Annotated in this window: 13 protein-coding genes; 9 read left to right on the plus strand and 4 right to left on the minus strand. The window is 60.1% G+C overall.

The genetic code is table 11. The annotated features are described in order from the left end of the window. Position 1: 1 nt before the first annotated feature. A complete protein-coding gene (locus tag KI617_RS14550) occupies positions 2-484 on the minus strand; it encodes an outer membrane protein assembly factor BamE (RefSeq protein ID WP_226447444.1) in 483 nt (160 codons plus the stop codon). A gap of 94 nt (positions 485-578) precedes the next feature. On the opposite strand from KI617_RS14550, the gene fur reads away from it, so the two are divergent. Together fur and KI617_RS14560 are read left to right on the plus strand one after the other, a co-directional pair. Then, on the plus strand, positions 579-1022 hold the full coding sequence (gene fur / locus KI617_RS14555; protein ID WP_226447446.1) for a ferric iron uptake transcriptional regulator: 444 nt from the start codon (positions 579-581) through the stop codon (positions 1020-1022). A gap of 17 nt (positions 1023-1039) precedes the next feature. Then, positions 1040-1645, plus strand: coding sequence for a TMEM165/GDT1 family protein (locus KI617_RS14560; RefSeq protein WP_226447448.1), 606 nt, complete (start codon positions 1040-1042; stop codon positions 1643-1645). On the opposite strand, the gene recN is transcribed toward KI617_RS14560, so the two are convergent. Both recN and KI617_RS14570 read right to left on the minus strand, forming a co-directional pair. After that, the gene (recN, locus tag KI617_RS14565) at positions 1642-3315 is read right to left on the minus strand and encodes a DNA repair protein RecN (RefSeq protein ID WP_226447450.1); all 1674 of its coding nucleotides are present in this window, start codon (positions 3313-3315) and stop codon (positions 1642-1644) included. The genes KI617_RS14560 and recN overlap by 4 nt on opposite strands. Next, a complete protein-coding gene (locus tag KI617_RS14570) occupies positions 3315-4244 on the minus strand; it encodes an NAD kinase (protein WP_226447452.1) in 930 nt (309 codons plus the stop codon). Before KI617_RS14570 ends, recN begins: the two co-directional genes overlap by 1 nt. 47 nt (positions 4245-4291) lie before the next feature. On the opposite strand from KI617_RS14570, the gene hrcA reads away from it, so the two are divergent. Genes hrcA through KI617_RS14595 form a run of 5 tightly spaced genes read left to right on the plus strand, consistent with a single transcriptional unit; the run spans position 4292 to position 9686 of the window. Beyond that, on the plus strand, positions 4292-5320 hold the full coding sequence (hrcA, locus tag KI617_RS14575; protein ID WP_226447454.1) for a heat-inducible transcriptional repressor HrcA: 1029 nt from the start codon (positions 4292-4294) through the stop codon (positions 5318-5320). Next, positions 5320-6423: a ferrochelatase gene (hemH, locus tag KI617_RS14580; RefSeq protein WP_226447456.1), complete on the plus strand. Its 1104-nt coding sequence runs from the start codon at positions 5320-5322 to the stop codon at positions 6421-6423. The genes hrcA and hemH overlap by 1 nt, the downstream gene beginning before the upstream one ends. A 51-nt stretch (positions 6424-6474) precedes the next feature. After that, positions 6475-6918, plus strand: coding sequence for a thioredoxin TrxC (trxC, locus tag KI617_RS14585; RefSeq protein ID WP_226447458.1), 444 nt, complete (start codon positions 6475-6477; stop codon positions 6916-6918). A gap of 56 nt (positions 6919-6974) precedes the next feature. Continuing rightward, positions 6975-8033 carry a VCBS repeat-containing protein gene (locus KI617_RS14590; RefSeq protein WP_226447460.1) on the plus strand — a complete coding sequence of 353 codons (1059 nt, stop codon included), beginning with the start codon at positions 6975-6977 and terminating at the stop codon, positions 8031-8033. 33 nt (positions 8034-8066) lie between these two features. After that, positions 8067-9686: a methyl-accepting chemotaxis protein gene (locus KI617_RS14595; protein WP_226447462.1), complete on the plus strand. Its 1620-nt coding sequence runs from the start codon at positions 8067-8069 to the stop codon at positions 9684-9686. Between the two features lie 75 nt (positions 9687-9761). Here the strand turns inward: KI617_RS14595 and KI617_RS14600 are convergent, their stop codons facing one another. Then, the gene (locus KI617_RS14600; protein ID WP_226447464.1) at positions 9762-11126 is read right to left on the minus strand and encodes a protein kinase domain-containing protein; all 1365 of its coding nucleotides are present in this window, start codon (positions 11124-11126) and stop codon (positions 9762-9764) included. Between the two features lie 151 nt (positions 11127-11277). On the opposite strand from KI617_RS14600, the gene grpE reads away from it, so the two are divergent. Both grpE and dnaK read left to right on the plus strand, forming a co-directional pair. Next, the gene (gene grpE / locus KI617_RS14605; RefSeq protein WP_226447466.1) at positions 11278-11844 is read left to right on the plus strand and encodes a nucleotide exchange factor GrpE; all 567 of its coding nucleotides are present in this window, start codon (positions 11278-11280) and stop codon (positions 11842-11844) included. 67 nt (positions 11845-11911) lie between these two features. After that, positions 11912-13855, plus strand: a complete 1944-nt coding sequence (gene dnaK / locus KI617_RS14610) for a molecular chaperone DnaK (protein WP_226447471.1) — start codon at positions 11912-11914, stop codon at positions 13853-13855. Positions 13856-13897: the final 42 nt, after the last annotated feature.

The following is a 13897-nucleotide window of genomic DNA, read 5'->3' on the forward strand; positions in this document are numbered from 1 at the left end:
CTTAGAATCCAAACATATTCATGACACGCCGGAAAAAGCTCGGCTCCTCGCGCGGCGGCAGCGGCTTGTCAGCGGCTTCGCCGGACAGCGTACCGAGGTCGACCAGGCGCCCCTTGGCAACCGGTGCATTCAACTCGCCGGCATCGGCCACCGCAACATCGCCATCAACCCGCTCCAGACGTCCTTCGGCATCAAAAAAGACAGCGAGCTTGCGCGACTCGACCCGGCCAGTCTGGCCATTCTGGTAGCGATAGACGTAATCCCAGCGCTGATGATGGAAGATGTCGGCAACCAGCGGCGTTCCCAGCAGGAATCGAACCTGGTCACGCGTCTGACCGGGCTTCAACTGAGAAACCATCTCCTGCGACAGGACATTGCCCTGCTGGATATCGATCTTGTATTCATTGATGAAGCTCGGCTTGTATGAACAAGCGGTAATGAGCGCGCAGGATGCTGCAACGAGCAATAGACGGGAACGACGCATTCGGGTTTCCGGAGTTTCTCAATCGGCTTTGAAGCGGTATATCATACCCGAAATCAGCATTTCGCCTGACCGAACAATTTCTGGAAATTCCACGATGAGCGATCCGCAAAGCCTCAAGAACATGGGGCTTAAAGCCACTTTTCCCCGCCTGAAGATTCTGGAGCTTTTTGAAAAAAGCACCCTGCGTCACATGACGGCTGAGGACGTGTACCGGATGCTGATCAACGAAAACATGGACATCGGCCTGGCCACCGTTTACCGCGTGCTGACCCAGTTCGAACAGGCCGGTCTGCTTGAACGCCATTTCTTCGAATCGGGCAAGGCGGTTTTCGAGATCAATCATGGCAAGCATCACGACCACCTGGTCTGTATCAACTGTGGCCGCGTTGAAGAATTCTACGATCCGGAAATCGAAAAGCGCCAGAACGCCATTGCCAAGGAACGCGGCTTCGCGATTCAGGACCACGCGCTCTATCTGTACGCGCAATGCACCAAGACCGAGTGTCCGCACCGCGACAATCCGGGCAGCAAGTCCTGATTTACTGAACAAGCTCCGTGCCTGATCTTGCTGTTGTTGCCCCGGGGGCTTGGCTGTCCTCGGCGGGAGCCACATTCCTGTTGATTGCCTTGGCCGAATTCGGCGACAAGAGCCAGCTCGTCTGCATGACGCTGGCAGCGCGCCATCGTGGCCTGCCTGTCGTCTTGGGTGCTGTCGCCGCCTTCGCCATTCTCAATCTGCTTGCTGTGCTGTTCGGCGCAGCCGTTGCCGCCTGGTTGCCTGAATGGTTCGTGACGCTGGCCGTCGCCGTGCTATTCACCGTCTTCGGGATCAGCGCGTTGCGCTTTGAGGATGAAGAGGAGGTCGAGGAGGTCGAGGAAAAACCTGGTCACGGCATCTTCGCGACCACTTTTCTGATGATCTTTCTCGCCGAATTCGGTGACAAGACACAGATTGCCGTCGCCGGCATGGGCAGCGCGGCCGATGCCAGCGCCACCTGGGTTGGCGCCACGCTGGCACTGGCCAGCACTTCGCTGCTTGGCGTTTTTGCGGGCCGGCGATTGCTCAACCACCTGCCCCTGAAGTGGATACACCGAATCAGTGGCGTGTTTTTTCTGCTGCTGGCGCTGCTGGCTACCCTGCGCCTGCTTGGCCTGGTTTAGGCTTTTGCCTTTTTGGCTCTTGTGCCAAGAAGTTCGCGGGCGTGCTTGAGCGTAATGTCGGTAATCTCGACACCGCCCAGCATTCGGGCAATTTCCTGAACGCGCCCCGCTTCATCAAGCGGCTGAATGGCGCTCAGGGTCACGCCATCACGCGTTGATTTGCTGACCTGCCACTGCCAGTTGGCCTGCGCTGCCACTTGCGGCAAATGGGTCACACACAACACCTGGCGTTCGCAACCCAGTTCGTGCAACAGGCGACCGACGATCTCGGCAACACCACCGCCAATCCCGACATCGACCTCGTCAAAGATCAGGGTCGGCACGCTGGCCGAACGCGAAGTCAGCACCTGGATAGCCAGGCTGATCCGCGACAGTTCGCCCCCGGAAGCCACTTTGGCCAGCGACTTGGCTTCATTGCCGGCCAGCCCGCCGATACGGAACTCGACCTGCTCCAGACCATAGACCGCACCATCGGCAACCGGCAGCAGGGCAACTTCGAATCTTCCGGAGGAAAGCGCCAATTGACGCATCACTTCGCTGACCGCCAGCCCCATTTCGGCGGCGGCTTTCCTGCGGCCGCCAGAGAGTTTTTCAGCGACCGCGCGATAGGCTGCCTTGGCAGCAGCCACCTTGGTTTCAAGCGCCGCCAGATCAGCCGACTCATCCAGTGCCGCCAGACGCTGCCGCCACCCGGCCAGCAAATCCGGCAACTCGGCCGGCTGGACGCGATATTTACGGGCGTGGGACATGACCGCATCCATCCGGCGCTCAACCTGAGCCAGACGGGCCGGATCAAGATCGACCCGGTCGGTATAGCGACGCAAGGTAGAGACCGCATCGGAAAGTTCTGCCTGCACCGAGCCGATCAGATCGGCCACCTCGGCCAGCGCCGGGTCGTATTCGGCCAAGCTGGCCAGACGGGTTGCCACGCCATCAATCTGGCGCTCACAGGCGGCGTCGTCTTCCGAAAGCACGGCCAGCGCATACTGGGCGCCTTCAATCAGGCTGGCGGCATGACCAAGCCGGCGGTGCTCGACATCGAGCGTGGCCCATTCGTCGTCACCAAAAGCCAGCCCGTCGAGCTCACCGATCTGCCATTGCAGTTGTTCGCGCTCACGCAGCAGGGCATCGGCCCCTTCGCTGGCACTGCGCAAAGCCAGCTCCAGCTCGCGCCAGTTTTTCCAGGCAGTGGCGACTTCAGCGCCCAAGCCACTCAGACCGGCATGCGTATCGAGCAGCACACGCTGGGCCTCGGAACGCAACAACGACTGATGAGCATGCTGGCCGTGAATATCAACCAGCCATTCGCCGACTTCACGCAATTGCTGGACGGTGGCAGGCGAACCATTGATATAGGCCCGCGAACGGCCGCCCGCATCGACGACGCGACGCAGCAGCAGTTCGTCGTCGCCATCCAGATCATTGGCGGCCAGCCAGGTTCGCACCTCTGGCAAACCCGCGATTTCAAAAGTCGCAGCCACCTCGGCCTTTTCACACCCTGAACGAACCACGCCAGCATCGGCCCGCTCACCCAGGGTTAGCGCCAGCGCATCGATCAGGATGGACTTGCCGGCACCGGTTTCGCCGGTCAAGGCGCCAAAGCCGGATAAAAACGAAAGCTCCAACCGGTCGACAATGACAAAGTCTTTAATGGTCAGTTGACGCAGCATCAGGGCCCTTTCGGCCGTTCGCTCCACTGCAGTTTCTGGCGCAGCATGGCGAAATAGCTGTAACCCGGCGGATGCAGGAAACAGATGGTGTGTTCGGAACGACGCAGACGGACACAGTCGCCGCGCTCCAGATCAAGCGTCACCTGACCATCGAAGTGCACCCGCGGATCATCGGCATTGACGATGCGCAGTTCGATGTCCGTGCTGTCATTGACGATGATTGGCCGGTTGGACAGTGCGTGCGGGCAGAGCGGAACCAGCGCGATGCCGGTCAAGGTCGGATTCAGAATGGGACCGCCAGCGGACATCGAATAAGCCGTCGAACCGGTCGGCGTCGAGACGATCAGGCCATCCGAGCGCAGGTTGTAGATGAATTCGCCGTCAATGAACAACTCGAATTCGATCATCCGGCCGATGGCGCCCTTGTCGACAACCACGTCGTTGAGCGCCATGTTTGAGGCGACTTCCTTGCCGTCGCGCGTCACTTCGGCGGCCAGCAGCATCCGGTTTTCCGGGGAAAAGCGGCCATCGAGCAGATCGTCCATGCAAGTAAGCATGTCGTTGCGGGCGATATCGGTCATGAAGCCGAGGCGGCCCTGATTGACCCCAACCAAGGGCACGCAATAGCGCGCCAGCCGGCGCGCGGCATTGAGCATGGTGCCGTCGCCACCGAGCACGATGGCGAGGTCGGCATGGGCACCAATGTCATTGAAGCCACAGGTCACCCAGCGCGACAGATCGACCTTCTTACCGATGTGCTCAGCTGTTTCCCGTTCGATAAAGACGGAGACACCGCGTTCGTATAGATATTCGGCCAGACGGCGCAGAGACTCGGCAATTTCCAGGCTGTGGTATTTGCCGACCAGCGCAATGGTCCGAGGGGAGCGGTAGGAAGCGAAGCCTCTGTTCATGGGGTCGAATTCTTGCATAAAAAACGTCTTGCGGCGCTGGCCCCGGTTTTTTGTACAATCAGCCCATGCTTGATGAACGCGCCCGCACCCTGCTCAAGACCCTGGTCGAACACTATGTTGCTGATGGACAGCCGGTTGGCTCACGCGCGCTGTCCAAGTTTTCCGGCCTCGACCTGTCCCCCGCCACCATCCGCAACGTGATGGCCGACCTCGAGGAAGCCGGCTTCGTCGCCAGCCCGCACACCTCGGCCGGTCGCATTCCGACGGCACGCGGCTACCGTCTGTTCGTTGACAGCCTGCTCACTGTGCAGCCGCTCGAGGCTCGCCAGATGGGCCAGATGGAGGAAGCCCTACACGGCCGCCCCGCCGGCCAGATCATCGCCAGCGCCTCGCAACTGCTGTCCAGCCTGACCCATTTCGCTGGGGTGGTCATCGCACCGCGCCGCCAGAGCAGCCGGATTCGCCAGATCGAATTCCTCAGCCTGTCGGAAAAACGCATCCTGCTGATCATCGTCACCTCTGATGGCGACGTGCAGAATCGCATCGTCACCACCGACAAGGCCTATTCACCGTCCGAACTGGTCAGTGCAGCCAACTACCTGACGCAGAATTTTGCCGGACTTGATTTCGAGCAGATTCGCCATCGCCTGAGCGTCGAAATCAAGCAACTCCGCGACGACATCAAGCCACTGATGACCCTGGCCCTCGATGCCGGCGATGCTGTGATGGCTGAAAACGCCACACCCTACGTCATTTCCGGCGAACGCAACCTGCTCGATGTCGAAGAACTCTCGTCCAACATGAAGCGCCTGCGCGAATTGTTCGACCTGTTCGAGCAACGCTCCAGCCTGATGCGCCTGCTGGAAATCTCCAACAGTGCAGAAGGTGTACAAATTTTCATCGGTGGCGAATCGGGCATCGCCACACTCGACGAATGCAGCGTCATTGCCGCCCCCTACACGGTGGATGGACAAGTCGTCGGCTCGGTCGGCGTCATCGGCCCGACCCGCATGGCCTACGAACGCGTCATCCCCATCGTCGACATCACCGCCCGCCTGCTCTCCAGCGCCCTCTCCTACAAAAACGAGAACTGATGCCCCGCTACCTTCCCGAACCGCCGCACCGTCACGGCAAGCCGGCGACCACTGCTGTCGTCCTGGTCAATCTTGGCACGCCGGAGGCACCGACCGCTCCGGCCCTGAAACGCTATCTCAAGGAATTCCTGTCCGACCCGCGCGTCGTCGAAATTCCCAAACCACTCTGGTGGCTGATCCTCAACGGCATCATCCTCAATACCCGACCCAAGAAGTCAGCCGCCAAATACGCCTCGGTCTGGATGCCGGAAGGCTCGCCACTGCGCGTCCATGCCGAGCGCCAGGCCAAGTTGCTCAAAGGCCTGCTCGGCCAGCGCGGCCATCACCTGACCGTCACTTCGGCCATGCGTTACGGCTCACCGTCGATTCCGGACGTCCTCGCCCATCTGAAGGCCGAAGGCGCCAAGCGCATCCTGCTGCTGCCGATGTACCCGCAATACGCCGCGAGCACAACCGCCACCGTGGTCGACGAAGCAGCCAACTGGCTGACCAAAACCCGCAACCAGCCGGAGATGCGTTTTGTCCGACACTTCCATGACCATGACGGCTACCTGACGGCTCTGGAAAAATCGGTGCGCCAGCACTGGCAGACGAATGGCTCGCTGGGCGATAACGACCGCCTGCTGATCAGTTTCCACGGCCTGCCCAAGCGCAGCCTGGATCTCGGCGACCCGTATTTCTGCGAATGCCACAAGACTGGCCGCCTGCTGGCCGAACGCCTGAACCTGAAGCCTGAACAATTCCAGATCTGCTTCCAGTCCCGTTTCGGCAAGGCCGAATGGCTGCAGCCCTATACGGCGCCAACGCTGCATGAGTGGGGCAGCAAAGGCATCCGCCGCGTCGACATCATCTGCCCCGGTTTTGTCGCCGATTGCCTGGAAACCCTGGAAGAAATCGCCCAGGAAGGCCGCGACGATTTCCTGAAGGCTGGCGGCAAGGAATACCACTACATCCCGGCGCTGAACGAGGACGACGCCTGGATCAAGGCCCTGGCCGACATCACCGAGCAGCATCTGGGCGGCTGGGAAACCAAGACCGCCGTCGACCCGCATGCGCTGGAAACCAGCGCCCGAGAAGCTTTCAAATTCGGCGCCCGGACTTGAAATTCGTCAGATGGCACAAATATCAGGACCACCTGATATTTGGAGTCTGAGATGTCTGAAAGCCTGCACCTCGTCTGCCCGCATTGCGCCGCGGTCAATCGCATTCCGGCAGCAAAACTGGGCGATGCCCCGAACTGCGGCCAATGCAAGCAGCCCCTGTTCACCGGCGAACCGCTGGAGCTGAGCGCGGCCAACTTCGACCGCCACCTATCGCGCAATGACCTGCCGGTGGTCGTCGATTTCTGGGCACCATGGTGTGGTCCATGCCGGACGATGGCGCCGAACTTCCATCAGGCCGCCATCGATCTCGAACCCTACGCCCGACTGGTCAAGGTCGATACCGAAGCCGAACAGCAGCTGGCAGCCCGCTTCAATATCCGCAGCATTCCGACCCTGGCAATTTTTTTACACGGCCGCGAAATCGCCCGCCAGAGCGGCGCTCTCGACCTCGGCACGCTGAAACGCTGGCTACAGCCGCATCTTTACAGGCCTTAACTTCTTCCTTCGGCTGCCGTTAACAGTGTGTCGAAACACACGCCGCGGAGGCCACCATGAAAATCGCCAGCGCCAGCCTGCAATTGGCCTCGTCACACGCCAGCACACAGCGGCATGAAGTCAGTGAATCGCTGAAAATGTGGGTCGGGCCGCGTCGTCCGGACTTTGCCAATGAAAACATGTCCGGCAGCCGCCCCCGGCTAACTGACAGCGTCACCCTCTCCGATGCCGGTAAAGCCGCCAGCAGCGTCAAATCAGCCGATAACGCAGACAATGACGAGATCGACAACGATCCGAAGCTGAGCCTGATCCGCTCCATGATCGAGATGCTGACCGGGCAACGGATCAAGATTTTCAACGCCAGCGAACTGCAGACCGAAGATACGGTGCCGGAAATCGCGGCGCCTCCCGCTGCCACCGCTTCACAGCCGGCCCAAGCCGCTGGATACGGCGTCGAATACGATTATCACGAGTCCTATACCGAGACCGAGCAAACCACTTTCGCCGCCAGCGGCAAGGTGACCACTGCCGATGGGCGGGAAATCAGCTTCGACCTGCAGCTTTCCATGTCGCGCAGCTACCACGAGGAAAGTAATGTCAGCCTGCGCCTTGGCGATGCAGCTCGCAAGACCGATCCGCTGGTCCTGAATTTCTCGGGCAGCGCGGCGCAACTGACCGATCAGCGCTTCGCCTTCGACCTCAATGCCGACGGCAGCAATGAGCAAATCAACTTTGTCGCACCGGGCAGCGGCTTTCTGGTTTTCGACCGAAACCAGGATGGCAAGGTCAATAACGGCAGTGAACTGTTTGGTCCGGGGACTGGCGACGGCTTCATCGAATTGGCCAAGCTGGATGGCGACAAGAATGGCTGGATCGATGAAAGCGATGCTGCATTCGAACAACTTCAGGTCTGGACGCGAACATCCGACGGTGCCGAGCAACTGCAGTCACTCGCTTCAGCCGGCGTCGGTGCAATCTCCCTGAGCCACGTCGGCACGCCATTTGACATCAAGACAAATGCCAATGAACTACTTGGCCAAATTCGCACTTCTGCAATCTTTTTGCAGGAATCTGGTGCGGCTGGCACAATCCAGCAAATCGATTTGACCGCCTGATCATTCAAGGCGGAGGGGACTCAAGGGGACTTAATGCTGCGCTTTGCCGATTTGAAGATTTGGGTACGCCTGACCGCGGCCATCTGGGTTGTTCTCGCCATCATCTGGGCCGGCACTATCGTCTGGACCACGCAGGTGAGCAAAGACACCGCCATTCGACAAGCCCAGGACTTCTCGAAGAGCATCCACGAGATGACCATGGCCGGACTGACCGGCATGATGATCACCGGCACGGTCGGCCAGCGCGAGGTATTCCTCGACCAGATCAAGCAGTTGTCGATCATCAAGGATCTGCATGTCGCCCGCAGCGAGGCAGTCACCAAGCTTTACGGCCCGGACACGAAAGCCAGCCGCGATCTCGACCCGCTCGAAAAACAGGTGATGGCCTCCGGCACACCCTATCTGGCCGTCGAATCGGCCAATGGCAGTTCTTACCTGCAGGTCATCAACCCGACCAAGGCCTCGAAAAACTATCTCGGCAAGGATTGCATCATCTGCCACCAGGTGCCGGAAGGTACCGTGCTCGGCGTCGTCAGCATGAAGGTATCCCTTGACTCGGTTGAAGCCGAGGTCTCGGCCTTCCGCCTGAAAATTGCCGGTGTCGCACTGGCTGCACTGGGCGCCCTGCTGGTCATCATCTATCTGATCACCAACCATTTCGTTACTGTGCCGCTTGAGGAACTGCGCAAGGGCCTGAGCGACATCGCCCGCGGCGAGGGCGATCTGACCCGCCGCCTGCCGGTCAAGGGACAGGACGAAGTCGGCCAGTCGGCGGCTGTTTTCAATGAAATGATGGAAAACTTCAACCAGCTGGTTCGCCAGGTCCGCGACTCGGCCAGCCAGGTTTCCGCCCGCGTCGCAGCCTTGTCGGACAGCGCCGACCGGGTGACGCAAAGCTCCCATCAGCAGAACGAGAAATCCAACCAGGCGGCAACCGCCGTCGAACAACTGGTCTCCAGCATTTCGTCGATTGCCCAGAGTGCCGAGCATGTCCAGCACCAGTCCCAGGAAAGCCTGGCCCGAGCCAACGAAGGCAGCCGCAACCTGGGTGTACTGCTTGGCGAAATGAATGTCGTTGAGCGCGCCGTCAAGGAAATGGCCGAATCGGTCAATAACTTCGTCCGCAACACCGAATCGATCACGCTGATGACCCGTGAGGTCAAGGACATCGCCGAGCAGACCAACCTGTTGGCCCTGAATGCCGCCATCGAAGCCGCCCGTGCCGGCGAGCAAGGTCGCGGCTTTGCGGTGGTGGCCGACGAAGTACGCAAGCTGGCCGAAAAATCTTCCCGTTCAGCCAGTGAAATCGATGCCATCACGGCCAACCTCAGCGCCCAGTCGGTCGCTGTCCGGCGCAGCATCGAAGAGGGACTGGAACACCTGGAGTCCAGCCAATCGGCGGTCACCTCGGTCTCCAACATCCTGCAGGCGACCAACGGTTCGGTTGCGGAAGTCGGCCACGGGCTGGATGCCATCGCCTCGGCCACCGATCAGCAGCGCCGCTTCTCGGGCGATGTCGAACACAGCATTGAAGCCATCGCCGGCATGGCCCGCGAGAACTCCGGCACGGTCGAACAGACGGCTGGGGCAGCGCACGACCTCAAGCGACTGGCCGAAGGACTGGCCAGCCTGGTCGGACGCTTCAAGGTCTGATTAGTTGCTAGTCGGTCGTTGGTGGTCGCTAGCCACGCACTGCTAGCGACCAGCAACTACTGACTACCGATTAAGTCACATGGGCGCCAGTTCGAGGTCCATGCCGCCTGCCGGACGTGAACCGCCGGTCAGCGAGCCTGTCGCACTCTGGACCGCGGGCAGCCCTTGCGCCGCGGCAATCCGGTTAACTTCCCGCATCCGCCCGATCATTCTGGACAGCAAGGCATTCCGCATGCGCTCCAGCAGTTCCTCGGATGACAGGGCCAGTGCAGCCGCATTGATCTCCAGGAAAAGCGTCGGTTCCAGCGTCACAGCCGTGGAGCAACGCTGATCGCTGGCCGGGTGCAGATAAGCCACTTCACCGACCGGTTCACTGACACCAAGGCGGCACAAGGCCTTGCCATCGATCGACACTTCGACCGATCCGGAAATAATGACTCCGAAGAACTTGTTGCGCTCCCCCTGGCGGATCAAGGCCACATTGGGCGAAACCTCGCGCCAGACAGCGACCCGCAATACTTCCCAGATTTCAATGTTTTCAAATTCGGTAAAAAAGTCGAGCCGGCGCAAGGTCTCGAAATGACTGGTGTCCTGCGCGGTATCGTCCTCTTCGAGCATCTGATAGCGCACCGCCGACAAATCCTTGGCGAACTCGGCCCCGTTGCGATAACGGCTGTAAAGATCCTTTTCCAGCGCCCGACGCAAAATGGCGTTGAGGCCCTCCGGCAGATTCGGGTTGAGCGCCGTGACGGCAGGCGCATCGGTATTGATGATGCGATAGATCAGCGTGGCCTGATTGTTGGCGCGGAATGGCAGGCGCCCGGTCAGCAGTTGGAACAACAACACGCCCAGCGAATAGAGATCGGTCTTCTGGTTGAGTGGATAGCCCTTGATCTGCTCCGGCGACATGTAGGCCGGCGAACCGACGCCCATGATGAACGTGGAATCGCGGTCCATGTCCTTGTTCATGTTCAGCGCCAGTCCGAAATCGGCGATCTTCGCTTCGTCGTTGGCCGCCACCATAATGTTGGCCGGCTTGATATCGCGGTGGATGATGCCCTGCCGATAGGCGGCGTCGAGCGCCATGCAGCACTTGAAGATGATGCCGATCACCCGGTGCATGGGGAGCAATTTGTCGATGCGGGTGTGTTCTTCGAGTGAAAAGCCCTCGATGTACTCCATGGCCAGATAGGCGAAATCATCCTCGACCACGGCCTCGTAAACCCGAACGATATTCGGGTGGTTCAGTCGCGTCGAAACCATCCCCTCATTCTGGAAAAGCTTGCGCATGCGACGTGACATCGCCGCGCTGTCCTGTCCGAAGCGGATGACCTTGACGGCGACCTGGCGGCTGGAATCCGGGTCGTCACAAAGGTAGACCGTCGCGGTCGCCCCCTTGCCCAGTTCGCGAATCACGCGATATTTGCCGATTGTTTCCATTCAGGATGCGCGGGAAAAAGTCACCGAATTATCGTAGCACGGTGCCTTGGGGGCAGTAGAAGAATTCAACGATAAAGAATTTTCGCCGGCCGCCCTTGAAAGATCGCTTTTCGGCCCAAATTACTGAAACAGCTTTTTTGGAGAAACCTTCATGTCCAACCCCGAAAACGCCCAGGAAGCCATGCTGGGCAACGAATCTGCCACCACCCCCGCCGTCGAACCGGTCGCCGAGCCGGCCGCTGAACAACACACCGACACCCTGCCGAGCATTGAAGAGCAGTTCCGTGCCCTCGAACTGAAGGCCGCCGAACACTACGATGCCTGGCTGCGCGCCAAGGCCGAGGGCGAAAACATTCGCCGTCGCGCCCAGGACGACATTTCCAAGGCTCACAAGTTTGCCGTCGAGAAGTTTGCCGGCGAACTGCTGGCCGTCAAGGACAGCCTGGAAGCCGCCCTGGCCGTGCCGGAACAAACCGTCGACAGCTTCAAGTCCGGCGTCGAACTGACACTGAAGCAACTGGTTGCCGCCTTCGACAAGAACGCCCTGATCGAAGTCAGCCCGGCTGGCGAGAAGTTCGATCCGCACAAGCACCAGGCCATCGGCATGGTCGATTCCGAACAGGAAGCCAATACCGTCGTTACCGTGCTGCAAAAAGGCTACCTGATCGCCGACCGCGTGCTGCGTCCGGCGCTGGTCATGGTCGCCAAGGGCAAATAAACACTTGAAATCGGGGGCCGCGCCCCCAATTCACGAACATCAGCAATTCATCTTTAAGGAACGAATCATGGGCAAGATCATCGGTATTGACCTCGGCACCACCAACAGCTGCGTCGCCATCATGGAAGGCGGCCAGCCGAAGGTTATCGAAAACGCAGAAGGCGCACGCACCACGCCGTCCATCATCGGCTACACCGAAGACGGCGAAATCCTGTGCGGCGCCCCGGCCAAGCGCCAGGCCGTGACAAACCCAAAGAACACGCTGTACGCCGTCAAGCGCCTGATCGGCCGCCGCTTCGAAGAAAAGGAAGTGCAGAAGGACATCTCGCTGATGCCTTTCAAGATCGTCAAGGCCGACAACGGCGACGCCTGGGTTGAAGCGCGCGACAAGAAAATCGCCCCGCCGCAGGTTTCCGCCGAAGTGCTGCGCAAGATGAAGAAGACCGCCGAAGACTACCTCGGCGAAGAAGTGACCGAAGCCGTCATCACCGTGCCGGCCTACTTCAACGACAGCCAGCGCCAAGCCACCAAGGACGCCGGCCGCATCGCCGGTCTGGAAGTCAAGCGCATCATCAACGAGCCGACCGCTGCTGCCCTCGCCTTCGGCATGGACAAGACCAGCAAGAATGACCGCAAGATCGCCGTTTATGACCTCGGCGGCGGCACGTTCGACATCTCGATCATCGAAATCGCCAACGTCGACGGCGAAACGCAGTTCGAAGTGCTGGCCACCAACGGCGACACCTTCCTTGGCGGCGAAGACTTCGACCAGCGCCTGATCGACTACATCATCGACGAGTTCAAGAAGGAATCCGGCGTCAACCTGAAGGCTGACGTGCTGGCCCTGCAGCGCCTGAAAGAAGCCGCTGAAAAGGCCAAGATCGAGCTGTCCTCGAGCCAGCAGACCGAAATCAACCTGCCCTACATCACCGCTGACGCTTCCGGTCCGAAGCATCTGGCCCTGAAGGTCACCCGCGCCAAGTTCGAATCGCTGGTCGACGAGCTGGTCGAGCGCACTATGGCGCCTTGCGTCATGGCCCTCAAGGACGCCGGCTGCAAGATCAGCGATATCGACGACATCATCCTGGTCGGCGGCCAGTCCCGCATGCCCAAGGTGCAAGAGAAGGTCAAGGAAATCTTCGGCAAGGAACCGCGCAAGGACGTGAACCCGGACGAAGCCGTTGCCGTTGGCGCAGCCATCCAGGGCGGCGTGCTGCAAGGCGAAGTCAAGGACGTGCTGCTCCTCGACGTCACCCCGCTCTCCCTCGGTATCGAAACCCTGGGCGGCATCATGACCAAGCTGATCCAGAAGAACACGACGATCCCGACCAAGGCCTCGCAGACCTTCTCGACCGCCGACGACAACCAGGCTGCCGTGACCATCCACGTGCTGCAGGGTGAGCGCGAAGTGGCTTCCGGCAACAAGAGCCTCGGCCAGTTCAATCTGGAAGGCATCCCGCCGGCGCCGCGTGGCACGCCTCAGATCGAAGTCATTTTCGACATCGACGCCAACGGCATCATGCACGTGACGGCCAAGGACAAGGCCACCGGCAAGGAAAACAAGATCACCATCAAGGCCAACTCCGGCTTGAGCGAGGCTGAAATTCAGGCCATGGTCAAGGACGCCGAGCTGCACGCCGAAGACGACAAGAAGGCGCACGAACTGGCCGATGCCCGCAACCAGGCCGACGGCATGGTGCACATGGTCAAGAAATCGCTGACTGAGTACGGCGACAAGCTCGATGCGGCCGAAAAAGCCAGCATCGAAGCCGCCATCAAGGATGTCGAGGACGTGCTGCGCGACGGCGACAAGGAAACCATCACCGCCAAGACCGAAGCCCTGTCGGCTGCTGCCCAGAAGCTGGGGGAAAAGATGTATGCCCAGCAACAGGCTGCTGAAGGCGCTGCTGCCGGTGCCGCCGGTGCAGGTGCCCAGCCACAAGGCGAGAAGACCGTTGAAGGCGACGTTGTCGATGCCGAATTTACCGAAGTGAACAAGGACAAGAAGTAAGTCCTGAAGCAACAGCCCGGCGCCGAGCCTCCCGGAAATCTC

It is taken from the genome of Ferribacterium limneticum (assembly GCF_020510625.1).
GTDB lineage: Bacteria > Pseudomonadota > Gammaproteobacteria > Burkholderiales > Rhodocyclaceae > Azonexus > Azonexus limneticus_A.

Excerpts from the sequence above, each read along its gene's own strand:
- dnaK (WP_226447471.1), top strand. The coding sequence starts at position 11,912 with ATGGGCAAGATCATCGGTATTGACCTCGGCACCACCAACAGCTGCGTC.
- KI617_RS14550 (WP_226447444.1), bottom strand. The coding sequence starts at position 484 with ATGCGTCGTTCCCGTCTATTGCTCGTTGCAGCATCCTGCGCGCTCATT.
- hemH (WP_226447456.1), top strand. The coding sequence starts at position 5,320 with ATGCCCCGCTACCTTCCCGAACCGCCGCACCGTCACGGCAAGCCGGCG.
- grpE (WP_226447466.1), top strand. The coding sequence starts at position 11,278 with ATGTCCAACCCCGAAAACGCCCAGGAAGCCATGCTGGGCAACGAATCT.
- KI617_RS14600 (WP_226447464.1), bottom strand. The coding sequence starts at position 11,126 with ATGGAAACAATCGGCAAATATCGCGTGATTCGCGAACTGGGCAAGGGG.
- KI617_RS14595 (WP_226447462.1), top strand. The coding sequence starts at position 8,067 with ATGCTGCGCTTTGCCGATTTGAAGATTTGGGTACGCCTGACCGCGGCC.
- KI617_RS14570 (WP_226447452.1), bottom strand. The coding sequence starts at position 4,244 with ATGCAAGAATTCGACCCCATGAACAGAGGCTTCGCTTCCTACCGCTCC.
- hrcA (WP_226447454.1), top strand. The coding sequence starts at position 4,292 with ATGCTTGATGAACGCGCCCGCACCCTGCTCAAGACCCTGGTCGAACAC.
- KI617_RS14590 (WP_226447460.1), top strand. The coding sequence starts at position 6,975 with ATGAAAATCGCCAGCGCCAGCCTGCAATTGGCCTCGTCACACGCCAGC.
- fur (WP_226447446.1), top strand. The coding sequence starts at position 579 with ATGAGCGATCCGCAAAGCCTCAAGAACATGGGGCTTAAAGCCACTTTT.
- trxC (WP_226447458.1), top strand. The coding sequence starts at position 6,475 with ATGTCTGAAAGCCTGCACCTCGTCTGCCCGCATTGCGCCGCGGTCAAT.
- recN (WP_226447450.1), bottom strand. The coding sequence starts at position 3,315 with ATGCTGCGTCAACTGACCATTAAAGACTTTGTCATTGTCGACCGGTTG.